This window comes from Dryocola sharpae, from assembly GCF_051307055.1.
Classification (GTDB): domain Bacteria; phylum Pseudomonadota; class Gammaproteobacteria; order Enterobacterales; family Enterobacteriaceae; genus Dryocola.
Map to the genome: position 1 here is coordinate 271482 of NZ_CP149994.1, position 24406 is coordinate 295887.

General features: G+C 52.1%; 21 protein-coding genes. 13 read left to right on the forward strand and 8 right to left on the reverse strand.

Annotated features, from left to right (window positions below):
- Positions 1–7: 7 nt before the first annotated feature.
- The 10 genes from WLO31_RS01195 (at position 8) to WLO31_RS01240 (ending at position 11411) form a co-directional block, all read left to right on the forward strand.
- Positions 8–1267, forward strand: coding sequence for an HlyD family secretion protein (locus WLO31_RS01195; protein ID WP_435928697.1), 1260 nt, complete (start codon positions 8–10; stop codon positions 1265–1267).
- Between the two features lie 24 nt (positions 1268–1291).
- A complete protein-coding gene (locus WLO31_RS01200) occupies positions 1292–3421 on the forward strand; it encodes a peptidase domain-containing ABC transporter (protein WP_435928698.1) in 2130 nt (709 codons plus the stop codon).
- 256 nt (positions 3422–3677) lie between these two features.
- Positions 3678–3995 (forward strand): hypothetical protein, encoded by a 318-nt coding sequence (locus tag WLO31_RS01205; RefSeq protein WP_435928700.1) that lies wholly within the window; start codon positions 3678–3680, stop codon positions 3993–3995.
- A gap of 132 nt (positions 3996–4127) precedes the next feature.
- Positions 4128–4382 carry a bacteriocin gene (locus tag WLO31_RS01210; protein WP_435928701.1) on the forward strand — a complete coding sequence of 85 codons (255 nt, stop codon included), beginning with the start codon at positions 4128–4130 and terminating at the stop codon, positions 4380–4382.
- A 98-nt stretch (positions 4383–4480) separates the two neighbouring features.
- Positions 4481–5017: a fimbrial protein gene (locus WLO31_RS01215; protein ID WP_435928702.1), complete on the forward strand. Its 537-nt coding sequence runs from the start codon at positions 4481–4483 to the stop codon at positions 5015–5017.
- 62 nt (positions 5018–5079) lie between these two features.
- Positions 5080–5802 (forward strand): fimbrial biogenesis chaperone, encoded by a 723-nt coding sequence (locus tag WLO31_RS01220; RefSeq protein WP_435928703.1) that lies wholly within the window; start codon positions 5080–5082, stop codon positions 5800–5802.
- Between the two features lie 21 nt (positions 5803–5823).
- A complete protein-coding gene (locus WLO31_RS01225; RefSeq protein WP_435928705.1) occupies positions 5824–8394 on the forward strand; it encodes a fimbria/pilus outer membrane usher protein in 2571 nt (856 codons plus the stop codon).
- 40 nt (positions 8395–8434) lie between these two features.
- Positions 8435–9469 (forward strand): fimbrial protein, encoded by a 1035-nt coding sequence (locus WLO31_RS01230; RefSeq protein ID WP_435928707.1) that lies wholly within the window; start codon positions 8435–8437, stop codon positions 9467–9469.
- 16 nt (positions 9470–9485) lie between these two features.
- Complete coding sequence (locus WLO31_RS01235; RefSeq protein WP_435928708.1) at positions 9486–9911, forward strand: DcrB-related protein; 426 nt, start codon at positions 9486–9488, stop codon at positions 9909–9911.
- Between the two features lie 876 nt (positions 9912–10787).
- Complete coding sequence (locus tag WLO31_RS01240; RefSeq protein WP_435928710.1) at positions 10788–11411, forward strand: DNA-binding response regulator; 624 nt, start codon at positions 10788–10790, stop codon at positions 11409–11411.
- Positions 11412–11756: 345 nt separating this feature from the next.
- On the opposite strand, the gene nfuA is transcribed toward WLO31_RS01240, so the two are convergent.
- Both nfuA and gntX read right to left on the reverse strand, forming a co-directional pair.
- Entirely contained in the window at positions 11757–12332 is a 576-nt protein-coding gene (nfuA, locus tag WLO31_RS01245) for a Fe-S biogenesis protein NfuA (RefSeq protein ID WP_271124172.1), read from the reverse strand.
- 58 nt (positions 12333–12390) lie between these two features.
- Positions 12391–13071 carry a DNA utilization protein GntX gene (gntX, locus tag WLO31_RS01250; RefSeq protein ID WP_435928712.1) on the reverse strand — a complete coding sequence of 227 codons (681 nt, stop codon included), beginning with the start codon at positions 13069–13071 and terminating at the stop codon, positions 12391–12393.
- A 36-nt stretch (positions 13072–13107) separates the two neighbouring features.
- Between gntX and bioH the strand changes: the two genes are divergently transcribed.
- Entirely contained in the window at positions 13108–13884 is a 777-nt protein-coding gene (gene bioH / locus WLO31_RS01255; protein ID WP_435928714.1) for a pimeloyl-ACP methyl ester esterase BioH, read from the forward strand.
- Positions 13885–13964: 80 nt separating this feature from the next.
- Here the strand turns inward: bioH and feoC are convergent, their stop codons facing one another.
- The 5 genes from feoC to greB form a co-directional block, all read right to left on the reverse strand.
- Positions 13965–14204: a [Fe-S]-dependent transcriptional repressor FeoC gene (gene feoC / locus WLO31_RS01260; protein ID WP_435928716.1), complete on the reverse strand. Its 240-nt coding sequence runs from the start codon at positions 14202–14204 to the stop codon at positions 13965–13967.
- Between the two features lie 9 nt (positions 14205–14213).
- Positions 14214–16535 (reverse strand): Fe(2+) transporter permease subunit FeoB, encoded by a 2322-nt coding sequence (gene feoB / locus WLO31_RS01265; RefSeq protein ID WP_435928717.1) that lies wholly within the window; start codon positions 16533–16535, stop codon positions 14214–14216.
- A gap of 54 nt (positions 16536–16589) precedes the next feature.
- Complete coding sequence (feoA, locus tag WLO31_RS01270; protein WP_435928718.1) at positions 16590–16814, reverse strand: ferrous iron transporter A; 225 nt, start codon at positions 16812–16814, stop codon at positions 16590–16592.
- Positions 16815–17272: 458 nt separating this feature from the next.
- Positions 17273–19606, reverse strand: a complete 2334-nt coding sequence (locus tag WLO31_RS01275) for a Tex family protein (RefSeq protein ID WP_435928719.1) — start codon at positions 19604–19606, stop codon at positions 17273–17275.
- A gap of 130 nt (positions 19607–19736) precedes the next feature.
- A complete protein-coding gene (gene greB, locus WLO31_RS01280; RefSeq protein WP_435928720.1) occupies positions 19737–20210 on the reverse strand; it encodes a transcription elongation factor GreB in 474 nt (157 codons plus the stop codon).
- A gap of 236 nt (positions 20211–20446) precedes the next feature.
- On the opposite strand from greB, the gene ompR reads away from it, so the two are divergent.
- A complete protein-coding gene (ompR, locus tag WLO31_RS01285) occupies positions 20447–21166 on the forward strand; it encodes an osmolarity response regulator transcription factor OmpR (RefSeq protein WP_001157751.1) in 720 nt (239 codons plus the stop codon).
- Positions 21163–22524, forward strand: a complete 1362-nt coding sequence (gene envZ / locus WLO31_RS01290; protein WP_435928721.1) for a two-component system sensor histidine kinase EnvZ — start codon at positions 21163–21165, stop codon at positions 22522–22524. The genes ompR and envZ overlap by 4 nt, the downstream gene beginning before the upstream one ends.
- A 59-nt stretch (positions 22525–22583) precedes the next feature.
- Here envZ and pckA read toward each other — a convergent pair whose 3' ends face one another.
- Positions 22584–24203 (reverse strand): phosphoenolpyruvate carboxykinase (ATP), encoded by a 1620-nt coding sequence (gene pckA, locus WLO31_RS01295; protein ID WP_435928722.1) that lies wholly within the window; start codon positions 24201–24203, stop codon positions 22584–22586.
- Between the last annotated feature and the right edge of the window lie 203 nt (positions 24204–24406).

Genomic DNA, 24406 nt, shown 5'->3' on the forward strand with positions numbered 1-24406 from the left:
GAGCATTATGCCTAATTCATTATTCCGCAAGGAAGCCCTTGAGGCGAATAAAACAAAATCCATTGGCAGCGTCGCATTATATTGCCCGCCTTACCGCTGGGTGATCGTTAGTCTGGCAGGCATTATGACAATAGCCACGCTGCTGCTGATTTTTTTTGGCAGCTATACCAAGCGCGAGACGATGAGCGGAGCCCTGGTGCCGGTGGAAGGCGTGATGGATATTGTTGCCGTCAGTTCGGGGACTATCGTAGATCTCCCTGTTCATCAAGGACAAATCGTCAAAAAAGGCAGCGCGCTTGCTACGCTCTCTTCGGAGATCGCCACCAAATACGGCCAGACGCGCGAAAGCATTGCCGAACAGCTTTCGCTGCAAAATGAGGTTCTGGATCAGGAGCGAAAAAATCTCGACAAGCTCTCTGCCGAAACGCTCAAAGGTTATGAGAATCAGAAAATCCTTTTAGAGCAGCAGCTGAAAAAGTTAGATGGCATTTATGCCAGCCGTCTCCAGCAGGCCCGCTTTGCCGATGCCCAGCTGAAAAAACTAAAGCTCATGCGCGATGAGGGCTATGCCTCTAATCGCCAGGTTGAAGAGCAGGAAGTCTCGCGACTGGAAGCGGAGTCCAGGGCGCAGGATGTAGCCCGACAGCAGATCGATCTTCAGCAGCAGCTGACCCGTACGCTGCAGCAGCTTCGCGAACAGCCGATCAATAAACTCAATCAGGTCAACGACATCGACAGGCGTCTCTCCGAGCTTAAGCAGTCGATGATGGAGAATGAGTCCCGCCGTTCAATAGTGCTTAATGCTCCGCAAAACGCGATGGTCGCGTCCGTGCTCGTCAAACAGGGACAGATGGTCAATGCCGGGCAAACCCTGGCGTCGCTGCTGCCGGAAAACGCTACCCTTCAGGCACGCATAATGGTCACCAGCCGGGCCATTGGCTTTATTGTGCCCGGGCAACGGGTGACCCTGCGCTATCAGGCTTATCCGTGGCAGAAGTTCGGCCAGCAGTATGGCGTGGTTTCCGAAGTCTCCCGCGTTTCGCTTTCCCCGCAGGAAATCGCGGTCATCACCGGAAATTCTCAGGTCCACGAGCAGCACTACATGGTGAAGGTCAACCTGGATAACCAGTTTATTCACGCCTATGGCCAGCAGGTCAAACTGCAGCCCGGAAGCGCGCTTGAGGCTGATTTCCTGATTGATAAACGCCGACTCTACGAATGGGTACTGGAGCCGCTTTACGCTCTGCGCCGCAGCAGCGCTCTCTGAAGAAAATTAAACCAAGGTTATATTATGAATTTACTAGAAAAATTGGATTTTTCCTGGCGTAAACGGCTGCCCGTTATTCAGCAAACGCAGGCGGCAGAATGCGGCCTTACCTGTGTGGGCATGATTGCCAACTTTTACGGCTACAAAATAGATATGATCACGTTGCGTCGCCGCTTCTCCACCTCGCTGAAGGGCGCCACGCTTGCCGATATTATGCAGGTCTCTCAGCAGCTGGGGATGTCTTCACGCGCGCTGCGCCTGGAAATTGAAGAATTGCATAAGCTCAACCTGCCCTGCGTTCTGCACTGGGATATGAACCACTTTGTAGTGCTCAAAGAGGTTACTAAAAAGAAAATTATCATTCACGATCCCAGCCGGGGAAGAAGGGAAATCGCCCTGGACGAAGTCTCTAAATCCTTCACCGGTATTGCTATGGAGCTTATTCCGAACACGGAATTTGTGAAAAAAGAGGAGAAAGAAACCCTTTCAATGCTGAAGCTCATTGGCAACGTGAGCGGCATTCGTTCTGCGTTTATCCAGATCATGATCCTCTCCGTAGGGCTTGAGGTTTTTGGCCTGCTGACGCCATTTTACAGTCAGTGGGTGATGGACCAGGTGCTGGTTTCCGCCGACTACGATCTCCTTACGCTGCTGGGCTGTGCGTTTATTACGGTGGTGGTGTTGCAGAATATCTTGTCGGCGATACGCTCCTGGGTGATGACGTGGTTTTCAAGCATGCTGAGCGTTCAGTGGTCCGCTAACGTCTGCTCACATCTGCTGGGGCTGCCGATGGCCTGGTTCGAAGAGCGGCACGTTGGGGATATTATCTCTCGCTACGGATCCATTACCGCCATTCAGAATACGTTAACCAGCCGCTTTATCTCCTCTATTCTGGATGGCGTGATGGCCATCGTGACGCTGTTCGTGCTGTTTGCCTATAACGTCAGGCTGACGTGCGTGGTGCTGGGAATGCTGCTCATTTATATCCTGATCCGCTGGGTTTCATTCCGTCCGTTCCGCCAGGCAAATGAAGAGCAGCTCATCGCTTCGGCGCGCGCGCAGTCGCAGCTTCTTGAGTCCATCCGGGGCGTGCAGGCGGTCAAGCTTAACAACAAACAGGAGCTGCGCGTTTCGACTTACGCTAATGAGCTGGTTGAAGCCACCAATAAAGGGATCCATATCCAGCGTCTGTCGATTAGCTTCAGCACGCTGCAGGGGCTTATTTCAGGCGTGGGTCGCATCGTGCTTGTCTGGATGGCTGCCCTGCAGGTATTAGAGGGTAACTTTACAGCAGGTATGCTGATTGCCTTCACCAGCTTTGCCGATCAGTTCATCGGCCGTGCTACGGGACTCATTAACGCCATTATTGAGTTCTGGATGCTACGCCTTCACGGCGAACGTCTGGCGGATATTGTTCTGACAGATAAAGAAAGCGATATGGTTAACACGGTTACACTGCCCGTCGGTGACGCCGCGCTGCCAATTGAAGTAAAAAATATAACTTTTCGCTATGCCACTACCGAACCCTGTGTTTTTCAGCGCTGTTCACTGACTATTCAGGCCGGAGAGTCGGTCGCCATAATTGGGCCATCCGGGCAGGGTAAATCGACGCTGGCCAAGCTGCTGCTGGGCCTGCTTAAACCTGAAGAAGGCAGTATAGAAATAAACGGCCGGGATATTCGTAAGCTCGGAATGACCTGGTACCGGCAACATGTGGGCAGCGTTATGCAGGATGATATTCTGTTCGCCGGCTCAATCATGGATAACATCAGTTTCTTTGATGCTCAGTTCACTCACGAACGGGTGGAGCGGGCGGCAAGGCTTGCCCAGATCCATGACGATATTATGACCATGCCGATGGGATATAATAGCCTGGTAGGGGATATGGGTTCATCACTATCTGGCGGGCAGATTCAGCGTGTGTTGCTTGCCCGGGCCCTTTATCGCCAGCCAAAAATTCTTATTCTTGACGAAGCAACCAGCCATCTCGATATTGCAAGAGAGAAAGGTATTAATGATGCGATTAAACAGATGGATATTACCCGTATTATTATTGCCCATCGGCCTGAGACAATCCGAAGTGCAGATAGAATAATCTTATTAAATCAGGGCGGCGTTACTGAAATATCTCACGATGCATTATCCACTGATTAAATGGATTTTATTCTATTGTTTTAAAAGTACCATATCATTAATATTGCTTTCAACGGAGGAGCGTTTCCTCCTGTGAAGTAATTCCGGCAGGCCAAAAAAAAGGTGGAAGTTTCTTAATTAATGGATATTGTCACTAAAAAGCAATGCCAATTAAAGATGAACTTTTTCCGGTTGTAGGAATGCTCAATAGTAACTTGCGGTTTTTATCGCAAACTACTCTATTTTAAATTGCTCTATACATAAAGGAGTTTATTAAATGCGTGAATTAAATGTTTTAGAAGTTAATAATGTATCTGGTGCGGGTTTCTTTGACACTGTTGGTGCAGGCATTCTCGGCGGACTCGCGGGTCTAAGCTGGGGTATGGCTAAGGGTGGAGTGTCAGGCGGGAGCACTGGCGGAATTATTGGAATAGGCTCTATTGCTGCTTTGGTAACTATGACCATTGGTGGGGTCGTGGGTACTACTATGGGTAGCGTTTATGGCGTTGTTAACGGCTTTGATAAAACCCTTGAGTTGTATAATAGCATCTACGAGCAGTGGAACGATCTGACATTAAGCCCTCCTAGATCTTAATTTTATTCTATCTATTCCTGATTAATTCTTCCGGGATTTTAACAGGACAGGAAATTATTTTCTGAGTGAAAATGGTTATCACTTTACTTGGATTTTACAATAATTTCAGTATGCAATTTATGGGGGTTTTTAATGAAAGAAATTAAAGACAAGATGCTAAAAGAAATCTCAGGTGGTAGCCTGACCAGTAGTATTCTTGACTACTTTCGGAACCCTGGCTCCGAAGATAATATGCAAACGGAAGAGTGGCATTCAAGCTCTACGATTCTGTCTCCTGCGTTAGGGAGGGGTGAGCAATATGGCACGGCTATCGTAACCGGCTTCGCTGCTATTGCACTCTTCGCAGTGGCTTTAGCGGATACTTTTTTTAAAGGACGGCTCCGCTAAAGTTATCTAATAATATGTGAGTTATAAACATATTATTTCCATTCGTTAACTGAACTGTCTTTTATTAGATAAAAGCGTTCAGTCAAAAAGGACTTTTTATGAAAAAGGTAATTCTTTCTTCTCTGGTTGCTCTGGCGCTGGGTTCTACGTCAGCAATGGCGTCTAACGGTACTATTACCATTAACGGCAAGCTGACTAACGCAACCTGTACTGTAAAAGTTGACAGCAGCGCTACCGGCGATGCGGTTGTCACACTGCCGACTCTGCCTGCCAGCATGCTGGCAGCTGAAGGTAATACGGCGGGCGCCACCAACTTCTCCATGAAGTTGACCAACTGTACTCCTACAAGCGGCAAAGTACGCGCCTTCTTTGAATCCGGCGCTAACGTCGATGCGAGCACCGGCCGTCTGAACAATGCTCTGACTACCGGTCAGGCTAAAAATGTCCAGATACAGCTGCGCAATGAAGCGGATGACATTCTGGAAGCTGGTAACACCAGCCAGCGTGCAAACGATGCGACAGCTCTGACTGCTGGCGCCGCTACGCTGAATTACTCCGCGCGTTACTACGCAACGGATAAGGCTGAAGCTGGCAACCTGCAGTCTGCAGTTACCTATTCTATTGATTACGAATAAGACCTGAGCTTGTTTTGTAAATACAGGGAACTTCGGTTCCCTGATGTTGCTGGAGAACTGCAATGATTCCCTCTGTGCGTCTATTTTTTCTTATTTTTTGTCTTGCCGTTTCATCAGCTCAGTCCACCGCCAGCGTTGTTATTAATGGAACGCGAGTTATTTATCCTTCCAGCGAAAAAGAAGTTACGCTTCGGCTGGAGAATAAAGGGGATAAATCATCATTAGTACAGGTCTGGATTGATCAAGGTGACAGCTCAGCTAAGATTAATCAGATAGCGGTTCCCTTCATTATGCTGCCACCTGTCTCCCGGATTGAGCCATCGCAGGGCCAAACGTTACGTATTTCCTACACCGGTGATAGCTTGCCGCAGGATCGCGAATCGATATTCTGGCTCAACGTTCTTGATATTCCGCCGAAAGCCGAAAAACAGATCGGAAATAGCATAGAGATGGCCTTTCGTTCACGCATCAAGCTGTTTTATCGCCCTTCCGGGCTGAATATTTCATCGTACGATGAGCAGATGAATCAATTGAGCTGGTCAACTAAACCGTGTGGAAAAACAGAGTGCGTCGCCATTAATAACCCAACGCCGCTATTTGTGACCCTATCAAAACTGGAAGCTATGTCCGGGGATAAAGTGCTCGCATCCCAGACGGGAAGCATGATACCGCCATTTAGCTCAGAGACTTATCCATTGAGACATTACGCTGGCGATAACGCGTTATTTATTGAATATATCAACGACTTTGGCTCATCCGTTAGGGTTCAGATAAAACACGAATAACCACCATGCATGGACGTGATTATGCACTATTCAAAGCTTAAAGGATTTAAACTTTCTCTGGTGTCCGCCAGTATTATTGCCGTAATAGGGGGGGCGCCATTCAGAAGCGCGCTGGCCGACGTCACCTTCAATCCGGCTTTTTTAAACGACACGGTTGGTCAGGCAGTGGATGTCAGTCGTTTTAATGGTGAATATCGGGTGACGCCGGGGGATTATACTCCTGATATTTATCTTAACGGGCAACTCATCGATCGTGCGTCGGTTTCCGTACGTGGCGATAATGAAAAATCTCATTTATGTTTTGATGAGTCGCTGTTAACGCGTCTTAACCTGAACACGACTCGCCTGCCGAAAGAGAGCCCTCTCGCGCTAAATAGCGAAGCCGGTTGTCGTGAACTTGAAACTCTTGTGCCGGGGGCTTATGCGCGCCTGAACATTTCGGATATGCGCCTTGATATTAATATTCCCCAGGCTTATCTGAATCAGACTGCACGTGGATATGTGCCGCCCTCCATGTGGTCGTACGGGGAAAAAGCGCTTTATCTGAGCTACAACACAACCTATTTTGAACAGCACAGCCAGCATAACGTTAATAAATCTTTTTATGGCGACGTCAGAGGCAGCCTGAATCTGGGTGCCTGGATGCTCAAACACGCGGGGGCTTATCGCTGGGATGACCGTAATGGCGATAAATATAATGATTTTTCGACCAACCTGCAGCGTGATATTCCGGCGTGGAATTCACGCATTTTGCTCGGCGATGCCAATACCTCGGGCGAGCTTTTCGACTCCTTCTCTTTCCGTGGCGTACAGCTTGCTACGGCGGATCAAATGCTGCCGGATTCTTTGCGCGGCTACGCGCCCGTTGTCCGTGGAATAGCGCGAACTAACGCGAAAGTCTCTATCAAACAGCGTGACCACGTTATCTATGAAACTTCCGTTCCGCCTGGGGAATTTGCCATTGAGGATCTTTATCCAACGGGCTACGGCGGCGATCTTCAGGTCACCGTGACCGAAGCCGACGGCACCCGGAACAGTTTCTCTGTTCCCTTCTCGTCGGTGGCAGAACTTCTGCGTCCGGGGCGTAGCAACTATAACCTGATGTTAGGCCGTTTGCGGGATTTTAACGTTTCTGATGAACCTTACGTATTTCAGGGCACCTGGAAGCAGGGGATTAACAACGCCATAACCGCTTATGCCGGGGTTACGGCAACGGATTATTATTATGCAGGCATTGTGGGCTCGGCATTGGGTACGCCCGTAGGGGCATTTGCTTTTGATATTACCGGCGCACGCTTTAATAAAGACGAGCAATCGCAGAACGGGATTAGCTTTCGCACAAGTTACAGCAAATATATTACGACGACCCGCAGTAGCTTCTCGTTAGCGGCATACCGCTTTTCATCCTCCGGTTATCTCGATCTGCATAATGCCGTCTACCTGGCAGATGACATGAAGCACAACAACTTCAACGCCAGCTATGCTGCCATCAACCGCCCTCGTAACCGTTTTTCCATGACGTTAAGTCAGGATCTTGGTAACGATTTTGGCCAGCTTTACGTCTCGGGCTACCGCGAAAATTACTGGAATAATGTCGGCAGCAATACACAATACCAGGCGGGATATAACAACAGCTATAAATGGCTGGGCTATGGATTAGCTGTCAGCCGCACGGAAACGCGCAGCCGCGAAAAAGAAACGCAGTATCTGCTTAATTTCTCCGTTCCGCTGGGAAGCGGGCGCCATACGCCGAACCTGAACAGCTACACGACGATAGATAATCGTGGCGTCTCTTCACAGCTTGGCGTCAGCGGGATACTTGGAGAGCAGGATCGGCTGAGTTACAACGTATCGGCCGGACGAGATATCGGCAATAACTATGCCGGCAACGTCAGCGGCGCCTATAAGTTCCGCGATGCCACGCTAAACGGCAGCTTCTCCAAAGGGAAATCCTATCACAGTTACTCTACCGGCCTGAGCGGAAGCGTCGTAGCCTTTTCTGATGGCATTGTCACCAGCCCCTATGACGGACTGAACACAATGGCGATCGTCTCGGCGAAAGATGCCGCAGGCGCCAGCGTGGAAGGATACGCCGGCGTGAAGCTAAACCGCCGGGGCTATGCCCTTGTGCCTTACCTGACGCCGTACCGTATTAATAACGTCGCCATCGACCCTAAAGGCCTGCCGTTTGACGTTGAGCTTAATGCCACCAGCAAGCAAATCGCCCCGACGCAGGGCGCAATCGTAAAGCTGGATTACGAGACAAGAAAAGGCCGAATGGTTCTTATTCGCGCCACAACACCAGAGGGTGACGCCTTGCCGTTTGGCGCATCGGTGAGAGACAGACATGGTGAAAATATCGGCGTAGTGGCTCAGGGAGGTCAAATCTACGCCCGGCTAAACCCTGGAAACGATCGACTCAATATCAACTGGGGAAACAAGCAGCAGTTCTCCTGCGCCTTTGATATCAGCCTGGGGGAATCCTCATCTGACAGGGGCATTGAACGGCTGAACACCGTTTGTGATGGTGACGATCCGGGTATGAAGCAGAATCTGGCTTTCGCTCAGGATACTTCTTCGAGGAACAGTTGAACCAGGAATGGCTTCGATGAACGCGAAAAGGAATAATTTTATGTTTAAGCTAAACGGCTTACTGTTTGTGTTTGTTATGGCGCTGGCGTCTGTAACGCTTCCGGCGCAGGCAGTATTGAAATGCGGCACCGACTCACCCTTTCTCAACAACTCAGGTCTTAACTTTAATACCGATATGCCCAATGGTATTAATGCCAGCGCACCGGTGGGTACGATTCTCTATCGTAAGGATATGGAAATTAGCGTATGGTGCGGCAAAGATATGAATAACAGCGGTTCCTGGAGCACTGAAGCTGAGGAAATATTTGTTACGCGGAAGAATTTGTCAGATATCCTGGGGAGTAATAGCGGCCTGACGGTTTATGTAACGATCAATGGCGATCGGGGGACATCCAGGAAAGCATTTGGTACCGGCATTAAAACAACAACCCCCTGGATTCACGAAAGTATTGATAATAGCTATCTTGATCGGGTTACCGTCAATGTCACCGTTGAGCTGGTGAAAACCGGAGAAAACAATACGCTGAACGCGAAGGTTGATACCGTCCTTTTCGATATTGGTGACGCCTATGACGGCAGCATTCAGTATTTCATGAAAGGTGCAAAAAAATTAACTTTTACCACCCAGACATGCGAAGTAAAGGACAGCGGTAATTTTTCAGCCACGCTTGATTCGCTCAGCATAAATAATATACGTTCCGCAGGACCCATTGAAACACCCAGCAGAGATTTTATGGTTAGCATTATTTGTAACTCCGACCTGTGGAGTACGCAAAATATCCTGATGAAAATTACGGGTGACAGCATCCCGGAGATGACCAGCCAGGGGCTTTTTCACTGGAAGAATATTAATACAGGGGAGAATGCTAAGGATATTGCTTTGCAGCTGCTGCAGGGTGCAAACGGCGCTAATTATATTCCCGTTGTGCCGGGTGAAGACTTTATTATAGGAAACTTTGAAAAGAGGCTGAAGGAGGTAACTATTCCTCTTCGCGCCAGGTACTACGCAACGGGGATGGACCTGTCTGCCGGCGACGTACAGGCGGTGCTTTTTTATAATATTGATTATAAGTAATACAGAGGTAAGGTTAATGACGCAGATTTGCATATGTTCTGAGGGCATCCTCCATCTTCCGGTTGATGCAAAGTCTCAAACCCTGAATATTATCACCCTTGCTTCAGGACAGGCCGTTAATATCAGCCGCGATTATCCGGTCTCCGGAATGGATTTTGAGCAGTATTTGCAGGGGCAGCTGAAAATACTGGCGTCGAAATGCAAAAATTATCAGCAGCTTTCTTTGCTGGCGGCAGACCCCACGGCAGTTTTTTCTAAAGTCGTAATGCTGACGTTTTCTTTTATGCCTGTTGAAAGCATTACCTGCTGGCAATATATTGTGTTGGCAGAAAGAGTCCCGGGCAATATTATGCTTTTCTCTTCGCTGTTCAAAGATAAGGCTTCACTGGATGCGGGTAGCATCCAGCTGAACAGCCTGTTTGAGAATTTCAGGGCGCATTGATTATCCGGGCTGAAAAACAGACCGCCGGCGTTTGCAAAAATGAAGTCATCTGAGCATTACTGAAGAGGAGCGGCATCTGTGCTCAAGCGCAAAACAGGTGACTTCATGAATAAGAAGATAAGGCCGTACACTGCTTTGCCAGTGCAGCATGGCATGCGTCCGGTTTATTCTTAACTTAAAAGCGGCTACTCATATAAGAAAAGCTGTGAAGCGACAGGCGCCTGCTTTCTACTCCTTAGCAACAGGATCGTCAGAACTCAGGCGGGCCCGTCAGGATGCCGCACCTGCTGCGATCCCGCTATTTTAAAGTGGCACCGTTACCTCTATAAGTTCAGAAAAGATTATTCTGATTTTGTTTATTTGCATATGTCCCTTTCCTTCATTATCGCTATTAATATTGCTGAGTCATATAGTCTGTTTTGTCCTGAAGACTCAATAATCAGCTGGCGGCCGCACGTTCTTAAGCTGGCGGTGCATGACCTTTTTCTAAAAAAATAAAGTTGCCGGTAGTGAATCTGCAATCCTGCAGCAAGCAGGCATGATGCCGAAATATAGCTTATTTTTACAGATCCTGTGACCTTTTATAATCAAATGAATTTAGGGTCAGGAATATATTTAAAAATATTATTCAGATAATATTAAGATAAGTTAAATTTACCAGATAATAGTTCATAAAACATCGTATTGAATAGCAACGAGGTGAGCGATATGATTATTATCCAGTGACGCCACTGTTTCCGTATTATTCGTTAAGCAGGTGTGTCGCTAAAAAGAATCTGTTTATATTGGATCCTTTCTGAATTTATTCCAGTTTTTAAAATTATAATTTATTCCCTGTCTTATAAGGACAGGTGCAAACGCAAGGAAGAATGCAAAATGAAAACAACACCAAAATGTATCAGCGTCGCTTTAATCGACTCCTGTGAGTTTACGAAGATCGGCCTGTCTCAGCTGATACTCCTGGCAAAAAAGGACAATATCAATCTTAATATATCCAGCTTCGCTGATGTAAACGCATTAAATGAAAGCGAGACGCCCTACGATGTTATTATTTATGATCCGCTTAATAGCCCTCAGATCATCATAAATATTAATCAAGATGTCTTGTCGATTAAAGAACACCACCCTCAGTCCAGAATTTTCCTCTTTTCTCTGGCCACCGATTTTGTAAAACAACCTCAGGTTGATGGCATGTTTAGCAAAAAAATTGCCCTTGAAGATTTAAACTCGTTATGGGGAATTATTATCAACAAGATTACTAAGTTTGAAAGCCACTTTAATGTGAATTTGACCGCAGTGGCTGCACGTACATTCAGTTTGAGCAACAGTGAGATTTCCGTATTAAGAGGTTATTCTGCTAATCTTAAAACAAAGCAAATTGCAAACCATATGGGCTGTGATATAAAAAAGATCTATTATTATAAAAGAACAGCAATTGATAAAATCGAAAATCTTCGCTCTTCGCCATTTTACAGCAGCGCACGACGCTTTCTGAACTAATTTTTAAAGGTTATAAATTTCTGCTGCCTGCTACAGAGAAAAAAGCATACGCGATACGGTCTGAATGCTCCATATATGGCAGGATGATTACCGCGCAGCTTATCGTCATCCTCAAAGAAAAGAACGCAGGGCAATTTATCCGAAGTAAGTAGTCCGGAGAATCAGGTTTTTATGACCTGGGAAGGAAAGGCTGTAATTTATTGCGGACGCGGTTTTAAAAGGATGAATTAAGCACTCATTCATAAACAGGTAGCGTGGCGCGGCGGTCAACGCTCCGGCGTAACTGGCGCGCCGGCTGTTTGTCAGGTGGAGGAGTACAGACAGCCTCCACCTTGATGGTGCTTATCAGTAGTAAGAGTGCTCGCCGCGCTGGTGTTCGGTCAGATCGCGAACGCCTTTCAGTTCCGGGAACTCAGCCAGCAGCTGTTTCTCAATACCTTCTTTCAGCGTCACATCAACCATTGAACAGCCGTTGCAGCCGCCGCCGAACTGCAGAATAGCCAGCCCGTCATCGGTAATTTCCATCAGCGTAACGCGGCCGCCATGGCCTGCCAGCTGCGGATTAACGGTTGCCTGCAGCATATACTCCACGCGCTCCATCAGCGGGGCGTCGTCGGAAACCTTACGCATTTTGGCGTTAGGAGCTTTCAGCGTCAGTTGAGAGCCGAGCTGGTCGGTAACAAAATCAATTTCTGCGTCTTCAAGGTATGGCGCGCTCAGTTCATCGACATACGCGGTCAGCTGCTCGAATTTTAACGCCGTGTCGCTTGCTTCAACCGCATCCGGCGGGCAGTAGGACACTCCGCACTCCGCATTAGGAGTACCGGGGTTGATAACGAATACGCGGATTTGCGTCCCTTCTTCCTGACCTGCCAGCAGTTTGGCAAAGTGAGATTGTGCAGTATCGGAAATACGGATCATAACGATTGCTCAATAGTTGACTATTTTAGTCGGTTATAATACGCCCATCATCGAGGGTCTACAAGGTTCGACAAAGGCACCATACCTGGATAGTCGCAGCCCCCTGCTTTTTCAGCAGTTGTGCAATTTCTGCCACGGTACTGCCCGTCGTGACGACATCATCCACAATAACCATATGGCGGCCCGCCACCGGGAATTCAACCCTGAATGCGCCTTTGAGATTGCCGCGGCGCAGCCTCGCGCTTAGCTCATGCTGCGTTGCCGTGGCGCGGATTCGCCTGGCTGACGCACGCTGATAGTCGCATTGCAGCCAGCGCGCCAGCGGGGCCGCGAGCAGAGCGGACTGGTTAAAGCCTCTGTGCCAGGCGCGACGGGAATGTAATGGCACGCTGACGATCGCTTCGGGTTTTACAACAGCGCCAGCGCGTATAGCAGCCATAACTTTTAGCAGTATCAGCCGCGCCAGCGCCGGGGCAAGGGCCGTAGCGCCGGTAAATTTTAGCCGGTGGATGAGGGCGTTAAGCGGCGGTTGATAATCGGTGACAAAAATCAGCTTGTCCCACGGCGGCGGATTTTGCAGGCAGCGGCCACACTGCGTTACGCCTTGCGCGGCGGGTAACCCGCAGCGTTCACAGCAGGCGGGGCTGGATAAGGCCGCGCTACAGCGTGAACAGATGCCCCATGCCGGGCAGGCAAGCGGCATACGACATAGCCAACATAGCCCCGGGATTGTTAGCATATTCGCTCCATACATTTAAAAACGAGACGGTAACCGATGAGCGAACTTTGGTGGCAGACAAAAGGTGAGGGAAAAATCGATCTTGTGCTGCTGCACGGGTGGGGGCTGAACGCCGGCGTATGGCATTGCATAAGCGCGGAATTAAGCCCGCAGTTTCGTTTACAGCTGGTCGACCTGCCGGGTTATGGCCGCAGTCAGGGTTTTGGCGCGCTGACGCTGCCTGAGATGGCCGACATCGTGCTGGCGCAGGCGCCGGAACAAGCCGTCTTTCTTGGCTGGAGCTTAGGCGGGCTGGTTGCAAGCCAGATTGCACTGACTCATCCTGAACGCGTTCGCGCGCTAGTGACCGTCGCCTCATCACCCTGCTTCAGCGCGCAGAGAGACTGGCCGGGAATTAAACCTGAAGTGCTGGCTGGTTTTCAACAGCAGCTAAGCGAGGATTTTCAGCGTACCGTTGAGCGCTTCCTTGCTTTGCAGACGCTGGGCACGCAAACCGCGCGTCAGGACGCCCGTGCGTTAAAAGCGGTAGTGCTTGAGCAGCCGATGCCGGAGGTGGAGGTGCTCAATGGCGGTCTGGAGATCCTGAAGAGCGCCGATTTACGCGAACAGCTTACGGCGCTGCAGATGCCTTTCCTGCGCCTGTACGGCTATCTTGACGGCCTGGTGTCGCGTAAAGTCGCGGCTTTGCTCGATGAGCGTTACCCGCAAAGCGAATCGTTTATTTTCCCAAAAGCGGCCCATGCGCCCTTTATCTCCCATCCTGAAGACTTCTGTTCGGCGTTAATCAGGCTGAAAAATCTTCTGGAGGAGTAAGAATATCTGTCGGGATCACGGCGGGCGTTTACGGATAGATTTTGATAGAAAAAGGCGGAAAAATTCCGCCTTTTTTGTTATCAGCCAGCCAGCGTCCACACTTCGCGGATACATTTCTTGCCTTCCGGACAGCTTTTGCAGCTGCCGGTCAGGCAGTCATTTGGCTCTTCCTTCATACGCATCGCTTTACCCATGGCTTCTAAACGCCCCAGCATGGCGTTAACCAGCGGAAGCGGGGTGGCAAGCTGCTGGCTTATCTGTGCTGCATCCAGGCGGCCCTGCAGCGCCAGCGCGTTACGAACTTCGATTAAGCTCGCCATGCTTCCCCCTTAGTGGCACTCGCCGGTGCTGGCTTCACAGCAGGCGACAGCGGCAGTTTTACGGGTCGCCAGCAGGCTGACATCCACGCGGCTGCGCGCGCGGCGCAGTGCGCTAATCAGTACGACGTTAAACAGCACCACCGCAAGGATGCAGATCAGGCTGTATTGCGGATGCGCCCTGAATGACACGCTCTGGTAATAGAGCGTTGAGAGTGAGTAAGCGATATTCAGCCCCCACAGCACGGAAAAGGTCATCCAGCCGCGGCTTGATTCGCGGGCCACCGCGCCCATCACCGAGATGCACGGAATATAAAGCAGCACGAAAATCAGGTAGCTGTAGGCCGCCGCCGCGCTGCCGAATTTGCTGCTCATCACGCCCATGGCGCCCGAAGCCATCTCGCCGTCGCCCTTGCTGGCTTCTATGGGGTTGGCGAGCACGCTCAGGCTGAAGGTCTCTTTCAGGCTTTGCCAGGTTTCATCTGCGGCGCCGCCGAGCTCATCGAGCAGGCTGAAGCTGGCCGCGTCAAACTCCTCGTTGTGCATGTCCTCAGCGGTATAGAGGGTGTTCAGCGTGCCGACGACCACTTCTTTCGCCATCGCCCCGGTAAAGAGGCCTACGGTTGCCTGCCAGTTATCTTCGTGCACGCCAATAGGTTTAAGCAGCGGGGTCAGCATCCGGCTGACGGAGGCGAGCGCTGAGTCGTTGATGTTGTCCACGGGTTTGCCGCTAAACGAAAAGCTGTTGAGCGCGCCGATAAAAATACTGACGATAACGATCACTTTACCCGCGCGCAGCACAAAGCCCTTCAGGCGCTGCCAGGTTTGCAGCAGCAGGCTTTTCAGATGCGGCACGTGATACACGGGCAGCTCCATCACGAACGGCGAGGCCTCACCGCGCATGATGGTGTACTTAAGCATCAGGCCCGTAAGAATGGCCATCACGATGCCGAGCATGTAGAGCGAGAAGACGACTAGCGCGCCCTGCTGGCCGAAGAACGCCGCCGCAAACACCGCAAAGATCGCCAGACGTGCGCCGCAGGACATAAACGGCGCCATCATGATGGTCATCAGGCGTTCACGTGGCGCATCCAGAGTACGCGCGCCCATCACCGACGGCACGTTACAGCCGAAGCCCACAATTAGCGGTACAAAGGATTTGCCCGGCAGGCCAAGAGACTGCATTAGCCGGTCCATGACAAACGCCGCGCGTGCCATATAACCGGAATCTTCAAGAAAAGAGAGAAACAGGTACATCATGCCGATTTGCGGTACCAGCGGCAGCACGGTGTTGATCCCGCCGCCGATCCCCTGGGCGAAGAAGATGGTCAGCCAGGCCGGGAAGTGCAGCGTATAGCCAAGCCACTGAATGCCGTGGATAAAGATAGCGGCGGAGCCGCCGTCGAAAATAGGCTGTAGCGCGCCGCCGATGTTAATCGCCAGCAGGAACATCAGGTACATCACCAGCATAAACACCGGCAGGCCGAGGAAGCGGTTGAGGATAACTTTATCCATCATGGCGGTAAGACGGTGCGGCTCGGCAGTCAGGCTATTGCTCACCGTGTCGCAGATGGCGGCGATGCACTGGTAGCGCGCATCGGCAATCAGCAGCGCCGGGTCTTCGATGCTGCTGGCAAGCCGGCTGTTTACGCTTGCCAGCTTATCCGCCGCGCTGCCGGCAAAAGCCTGGCTGTAGATGTCTCCTTCCAGCATTTGCAGCGCTAGCCAGCGGCGTTGCTGCGCGGGCATCTCTTCCGCCATGTCCGCCGCCAGGTTATCCACTTCTGCAAGCAGCGCCTGCGGATAGAGCGCCAGCTCCGAGCGGGCGTTTGGCTGGCGCCGATCGATAGCTAATTTCAGCCCTTCAATACCGCGTCCGCGCGTAGAAACCAGCGGAATCACCGGGCAGCCCAGACGAGCGGCGAGGGCATCGATATCAATGCGAATATTTTGCTTCTCGGCGATATCGAGCATATTGAGCGCAACGATGCAGGGAATGCCCAGCTCCAGCAGCTGTAGCGTCAGATAGAGGTTGCGCTCAAGGTTTGAAGCATCCACGACGTTTATCAGCAGATCGGCATCGCCGCTTAAAATATAGTGGCAGGCGATTTGCTCATCGAGCGAGGTTTGTGAGGAGATGGTGGTCAGGGAATAGGTGCCGGGTAGATCAACCAGCGTGACCTGATGGGCCAGGGTTGAAAACTGCCCTTCTTTTCGTTCGACAGTGACCCCTGCCCAGTTGCCGACGCGCTGCCGCGAACCAGTAAGCTGGTTAAACAGCGTGGTTTTGCCTGAATTAGGGTTACCGATTAAACCTATGGTTAAGTTTTTCATTTTTTTATGAACTAAAGAGAGTAAAAACCGGGGCACGAATGCCCGTCCCGTTTATCAGGCCAGGGCTTCGACGTTTAGTAAGTCGAGATCCTTTTTACGTAACACCAGATTGACGCGGCGTGTTTCGATATGAACCGGATCGCCAAGCGGCGCCACGCGCACAACGTTAAAAGAAGAGCCGGGCAACATGCCAAGGGATAATAATTTTTGTCGATAGGCCGGGCTTATTTCATGGGCGAAGCCGGTAATTTTCCACGCGCTGTTCGGTAAAAAATTCATAGGACCTTCTTAGAGCAAAACTCTGATTTGTTACTGACGGGGCCACTGTATTCACCGGCGCGCACGAAGCGCCGTGAAAGCCAACTCTTTTGCGGTAAAGGAGAAATAATAAACAAAACAATGATAATGAGAATGGTTTCTATCTTCAATAACTATTTTATGAACGGGCGCGCATTTTTCATTATTAAATGAAACAAGCCGTGTAGTTATCTAATTAGTTCCTGAGTTAATGTTGCATTGATATTTCATGTGTTACATAAATGCTGCCGACTGGTTTCTTATTTAAACATGCAGCAGAAAACGTTTTTTATTAGCTGAGAAATAATATGTGCTGATAATAAAATATTATTAATGGATGGGCGTAAAGAGTCAGGAGCAATGTACGTTAATTATGAGTTATATCCGCCCTGTCCTGGGTGTGAACAGGGCGGATAAAGGCTGGATCGTCCGCCGGAAGATTAGTTCTTTTTACCAAACGCGGCGGCCAGCGCATCGCCCATCGCGCTGTTGCCGCTGCTGGCGTTATCCCGTCCGCGCGGTTTGGCCTGCTGCTGGGCCGGTCGGCGAGCGTTGTTTTGCTCGCGCGGCGCGCGCTCACGGCGGTTGCTGCTTTCACCAGGCTGTTCGTCAAGGCGCATAGTCAGGGCAATACGCTTGCGGGCAAGATCCACTTCCATCACCTTCACTTTGACGATATCGCCGGCTTTTACCACCTTATGCGGGTCGTCGATGAATTTATCGGAAAGGGAAGAGATGTGCACCAGACCGTCCTGATGCACGCCGATATCCACAAAGGCGCCGAAATTGGTAACGTTGGTAACCGCCCCTTCCAGCACCATGCCCGGCATCAGATCGTTCATGGTTTCCACGCCGTCGGCAAACTTCGCGGTTTTGAACTCCGGACGCGGGTCGCGGCCTGGTTTTTCCAGCTCCTTGATAATGTCGGTCACCGTCGGTACACCGAAGCGTTCATCGGTAAACTCGCTCGCTTTCAGGCCGCGCAGCGCTTCGCCGTTGCCCATAAGATCGGCAAGCGCCTGCTCTGTCGCTGCCAGAATGCGTTCAACAACCGGATAGGCTTCGGGGTGCACGGTGGAGGCGTCCAGCGGATTATTGCCGTGATTGATACGCAGGAAGCCCGCGCATTGCTCAAAGGCTTTTGGTCCCAGACGGCTGACTTTCAGCAGCTGCTGGCGATCCTGGAAGCGGCCGTTTTCGTCGCGCCAGTTAACGATATTCTGCGCCATCATGCGCGTTAAGCCCGCCACGCGGGTTAACAGCGGCACCGAGGCGGTGTTCAGATCCACGCCTACGGCGTTTACGCAGTCTTCCACAACGGCGTCCAGCTTCTTCGCCAGCTGCGACTGGCTGACGTCATGCTGATACTGGCCGACGCCGATGGATTTCGGATCGATTTTCACCAGCTCGGCGAGCGGGTCCTGCAGGCGGCGGGCGATAGATACCGCGCCACGAATCGAAACGTCCAGATCCGGGAATTCCAGGGCAGCCAGTTCAGAAGCTGAATAAACGGAGGCGCCCGCTTCGCTGACAATGACTTTCTGCGCGGTCACTTTCGGGAACTGCTGCTGCACATCAAGGAAGAAACGCTCGGTTTCGCGAGACGCCGTCCCGTTGCCGATAGCCACCAGCTCGACGTTATGTTTCTCGCACAGCGCCGCAACGGCAGCGGCGGCCTTCGCCGCCTGCCCGGTATGCGGATAAATCGTATCGGTGGCGACCAGTTTACCGGTCGCATCAATAACCGCCACTTTAACGCCGGTACGCAGACCCGGATCGAGGCCCATGGTTGCGCGCAGGCCAGCAGGCGCGGCCATTAATAAATCATGCAGGTTGCGGGCAAAGACGTTGATCGCCTCTTCTTCGGCGCGCTCGCGCACGGTGCCCATCAGTTCGGTTTCCAGATGCATCAGCACCTTAATGCGCCAGGTCCAGCTCACCACGCCGCGACGCCAGGCGTCTGCCGGGGCATTGTTCAGGCGCAGGGAGAGATGGTCGATAATCAGCTGTTCGCAGTAGCTTTCACGCGGCGGCTCGTCGTGCTGCGGATCGGCATTCAGCGCAAGCTGCAAAATGCCTTCGTTGCGGCCGCGGAACATGGCGAGCGCGCGATGAGAAGGAACGGTGGCGATGGGTTCGTGATGGTCAAAATAGTCACGGAATTTTGCGCCTTCCTCTTCTTTACCGCTGACCACGTTGGCAACCAGATGGGCGTTCTTCCACAGATAGTTACGCACTTTTGCCAGCAGCGCGGCGTCTTCCGCGAAGCGCTCCATCAGGATGTAGCGAGCGCCATCAAGCGCGGCTTTGGTATCGGCAACGCCTTTGTCCGCGTCGATGTAGCGAGCGGCTTCCTGCTCAGGTTCGCGCGACGGCTCGTTCCACAGGGTTTCCGCCAGCGGCTCAAGGCCTGCTTCGATTGCAATCTGCCCGCGGGTACGGCGTTTTGGCTTATACGGCAGGTACAAATCTTCAAGCTCGGTTTTGCTCAGCGTGCCGTTAATGGCGGCCGCCAGCTCGTCGCTCAGCTTGCCCTGCTCGGCGATAGATTTCAGAATGGCCTGGCGGCGATCGGCCAGCTCGCGCAGGTAGCTCAGGCGCGTCTCCAGCTGGCGCAGCTGCGTGTCGTCGAGACCGCCGGTAACTTCCTTACGATAACGTGCGATAAACGGCACGGTATTCCCTTCGTCGAGCAGGCGGACGGCTGCTGCAACCTGTTCATTTCTGGCCTTTAGCTCACCGGCAATAATGCGGCAGAGTGAATCATTCATCATGGCTTTATCATCTGTGTAGTGCGTTTAGTGCGGAAATTTCAGAGGACAGTTATACGGACTGGAGGGCCAAAATGCCAGCCACAGCGCCTTCGCTACGAGGAACAGGAGGATTCTGTGGCTGATACGGGCGCTATTTCACATACTCAATCTCATTGACGTACCAATGGGCTTCTCCGCCGGGGGTTTGCACTACGGCTAAATCGCCCACTTCTTTTTTCAGCAGCGCGCGAGCCATGGGCGAGTCGATGGAGATGTAATCCTTGCGGCCGAAAATCTCATCGTAGCCGACGATGCGAAAGCGTAACTGGCTGCCCTCGTCGTTTTCAATGTCGACCCAGGCGCCAAAAAACACTTTGCCCTCCTGCTGGGGCGAATAATCGACGATTTTAAGGTTCTCAAGGCATTTCGTCAGATAACGTACCCGGCGGTCTATCTCGCGCAGCCGTTTTTTGTTGTACTGGTAGTCAGCATTTTCACTGCGGTCGCCAAGGCTCGCCGCCCAGGTCACCTTTTTGGTCACTTCCGGACGCTCTTCGCGCCACAAATAGTCCTTTTCTTGCCTGAGCTTTTCGTAGCCCTCGCGGGTAATCAATGGCGTTTTCATCGTTGGGCCTGCAGCCTGGATAACAATATGGTGATTTAAACCGATAAATCAGGGTGATGGCAATCCCGATAATGTGCGAGGCAGTTCATCGTTTTAGTAAAAAAACCGCTATAACCGACTGTTTAATATGCTTTGTAACAATTTCGACTAGAATATATACCAGATTTGTCTGGTCGTATTGACGCAGTTTTTTAAGAATACGCAATCAACTGTTCGAGCCTTTGGGAGTAATAAGAATGCAAGAGAATTATAAAATTCTGGTTGTGGATGACGACATGCGTCTGCGCGCGCTGTTAGAGCGTTATCTCACAGAGCAGGGCTTCCAGGTCCGTAGTGTGGCAAACGCAGAACAGATGGATCGCCTGTTAACCCGTGAGTCCTTCCACCTGATGGTGCTGGATCTCATGCTGCCTGGCGAAGACGGCCTCTCTATCTGCCGTCGTTTGCGCAGCCAGAGCAACCCGATGCCGATAATCATGGTTACCGCAAAAGGCGAAGAGGTCGACCGTATTGTCGGCCTGGAAATCGGCGCCGATGACTACATTCCAAAACCTTTTAACCCGCGTGAACTGCTGGCCCGCATCCGGGCGGTGCTGCGTCGCCAGGCGAACGAGCTGCCGGGCGCGCCTTCCCAGGAAGAGGCGGTCATTGCCTTCGGCAAATTTAAGCTGAACCTCGGCACCCGTGAGATGTTCCGTGAAGATGAGCCTATGCCGCTAACCAGCGGTGAGTTTGCCGTGCTCAAAGCGCTGGTGAGCCACCCGCGTGAGCCGCTGTCCCGCGATAAGTTAATGAACCTTGCCCGCGGTCGCGAATACAGCGCCATGGAGCGTTCGATTGATGTGCAAATCTCCCGTCTGCGCCGCATGGTGGAAGAAGACCCGGCGCACCCGCGTTATATCCAGACCGTCTGGGGCCTGGGCTACGTATTCGTGCCGGACGGTTCTAAGGCATGAGGCGAGTCCGCTTCTCACCCAGAAGCTCGTTTGCCCGTACGCTGCTCCTGATCGTCACTCTGCTGTTCGTCAGCCTGGTGACGACCTACCTCGTGGTGCTCAACTTCGCGATTTTGCCGAGCCTGCAGCAGTTTAATAAAGTCCTCGCCTACGAAGTCCGTATGCTGATGACCGATAAGCTGCAGCTTGAAGACGGCACGCAGCTGGTGGTGCCGCCGGCTTTTCGTCGTGAGATTTACCGCGAGCTGGGGATCTCCCTCTATTCCAACGAGGCGGCGGAAGACGCGGGCCTGCGTTGGGCGCAGCATTATGAATTTTTGAGTCACCAAATGGCGCAGCAGCTGGGCGGCCCGACGGAAGTGCGCGTTGAGGTCAACAAAAGCTCGCCCGTTGTATGGCTGAAAACCTGGCTGTCGCCGAATATCTGGGTGCGGGTGCCGCTGACGGAAATTCATCAGGGCGATTTCTCGCCGCTGTTCCGCTATACGCTGGCGATTATGCTGCTGGCGATAGGCGGCGCGTGGCTGTTTATCCGCATACAAAACCGGCCGCTGGTGGATCTGGAACATGCCGCCCTGCAGGTGGGGAAAGGAATTATTCCTCCGCCGCTGCGTGAATATGGTGCTTCGGAGGTGCGCTCTGTTACGCGAGCGTTCAACCATATGGCGGCGGGCGTTAAGCAGCTGGCGGATGACCGCACGCTGCTGATGGCGGGCGTAAGTCATGACCTGCGCACGCCGCTGACGCGCATTCGTCTGGCGACGGAAATGATGGGTCAGGAAGACGGCTATCTTGCCGAGTCGATTAATAAAGATATCGAGGAATGTAACGCGATTATCGAGCAGTTTATCGACTACCTGCGCACAGGCCAGGAAATGCCGCTGGAAACTGCGGATCTTAACAGCGTGCTGGGCGAAGTGATTGCGGCCGAAAGCGGCTATGAACGCGAGATTGAGACCGCGCTGCAGGCAGGCGAGCTGCCGGTGAATATTCACCCGCTGTCGATTAAACGCGCCGTGGCCAATATGGTGGTGAACGCGGCTCGTTACGGCAATGGCTGGATCAAGGTCAGCAGCGGCGGCGAGCTGAATCGCGCCTGGTTCCAGGTGGAAGATGACGGCCCGGGCATTAAGCCGGAACAGCTTAAACATCTGTTCCAGCCGTTTGTGCGCGGCGACAGCGCGCGCAGCACCAGCGGCACCGGGCTTGGGCTGGCGATAGTGCAGCGTATTGTCGACAACCATAACGGCATTCTGGATATTGGCGTTAGCGAGCGGGGCGGTTTGCGGATCAGGGCTTATTTGCCTTTGCCGATTAGCAAAGTCGTCCATCAGGCCAGGGAAAGTAAGCCGGTCTGACGCAAAAAACGAACCCTCCGGGGTTCGTTTTTTTTAGCTGTTTTCGAATGGCGAACGATTTAAATCTTAGGCCCTGCGCTCACCAACGCCGCACCTGCCGGGGTATCGGTATACTTCTCAAAGTTAGAGACAAACAGCTTAGCCAGCTGTCCGGCCTTCTCCTGCCACTGCTCTGGCGAAGCGTAGGTGCTGCGCGGATCCAGAATGCGGGTATCGACGCCGGCCAGCGCCGTCGGGATCGCCAGGTCAAACATTGGCAGCGTGAAGGTCTCCGCCTCGTCAAGCGAGCCATCCAGAATCGCATCAATAATCGCGCGCGTATCCTTAATGGAGATACGTTTGCCCGTACCGTTCCAGCCCGTATTAACCAGATAAGCCTGCGCGCCTGCGGCCTGCATACGCTTCACCAGCACTTCGGCGTACTGAGTCGGATGCAGCGAGAGGAACGCTGCGCCAAAGCAGGCTGAGAAGGTTGGCGTGGGCTCGGTTACGCCGCGCTCGGTGCCTGCGAGTTTAGCGGTGAAGCCGGACAGGAAGTGGTACTGGGTCTGGTTCGCCGTCAGGCGGGAAACCGGCGGCAGTACGCCAAACGCGTCCGCGGTCAGGAAGATAACCTTGGTGGCGTGACCCGCTTTGGAGACTGGCTTGACGATATTGTCGATATGATAAATCGGGTACGAGACGCGGGTGTTTTCAGTTTTTGAGCTGTCGTCGAAGTCGATGGAGCCGTCTGCCCGTACGGTGACGTTTTCCAGCAGCGCATCGCGGCGAATCGCGTGGAAGATATCCGGTTCGGCTTCTTCAGACAGGCGAATGGTCTTCGCATAGCAGCCGCCTTCGAAGTTAAATACCCCGTCGTCATCCCAGCCGTGTTCGTCATCGCCAATCAGGCGGCGTTTGGGATCGGTGGAAAGGGTGGTTTTACCGGTGCCAGACAGGCCAAAGAACACGGCGACATCGCCCGCTTCGCCGACGTTAGCCGAGCAGTGCATCGAAGCAATGCCCTTTAGCGGCAGCAGATAGTTCATGATGGAGAACATCCCTTTCTTCATTTCGCCGCCGTACCAGGTGCCGCCAATAAGCTGCATCCGTTCGGTAAGGTTAAAGGCGATGAAGTTTTCGGAGTTCAGCCCTTGTTCCTGCCAGTTTGGGTTGGTGCATTTGGCGCCGTTCATCACCACAAAGTCGGGTTCGAATGTTTCCAGCTCTTCTTCGGTTGGGCGGATAAACATGTTCTTAACGAAATGGGCCTGCCAGGCCACTTCGGTAATAAAACGTACCGAAAGACGGGTATCTGCATTGGCGCCGCAGAACGCGTCGACGATGAACAGGCGTTTGCCTGAGAGCTGCCGGGTGACGAGACCTTTAAGGCTTTGCCAGGTCTCCTCTGAGAGGGGTTTGTTGTCGTTCCTGCCTTTGCCGTTATCCGCCCACCAGAGCGTGTCACGGGTAGTATCGTCACGAACTATGTACTTATCTTTCGGTGAGCGTCCGGTAAAGATGCCGGTATCGACGGCGACGGCGCCGAGGTTGGTTTCTACGCCACGTTCAAAGCCTTCCAGACTGGGATCAAGCTCTTCGCGATACAGAGTGTCGTAATCGGGGTTATAAAGCACTTCACTCACATCGTTAATACCATAAGCCTTGAGATCCTGCGGGGTTATACCTTTAACTCGCATGTCACTGCTCCTTAGCCAATTTGTACTACCTGAGATTGTAGGGTTGTTTATTGCTTGTTAACCGCGACCAAACTCATAGATTTGAGCATCCAACGCAAATCAGGGCAGCGGAAAACGCTGTGAAGCTGGTCACAACGGGGTGAGAGTATGGCAGGGATTGGTAATACGTCGGGTTAAATCTTCCGAATATGTTAAAACTCAGT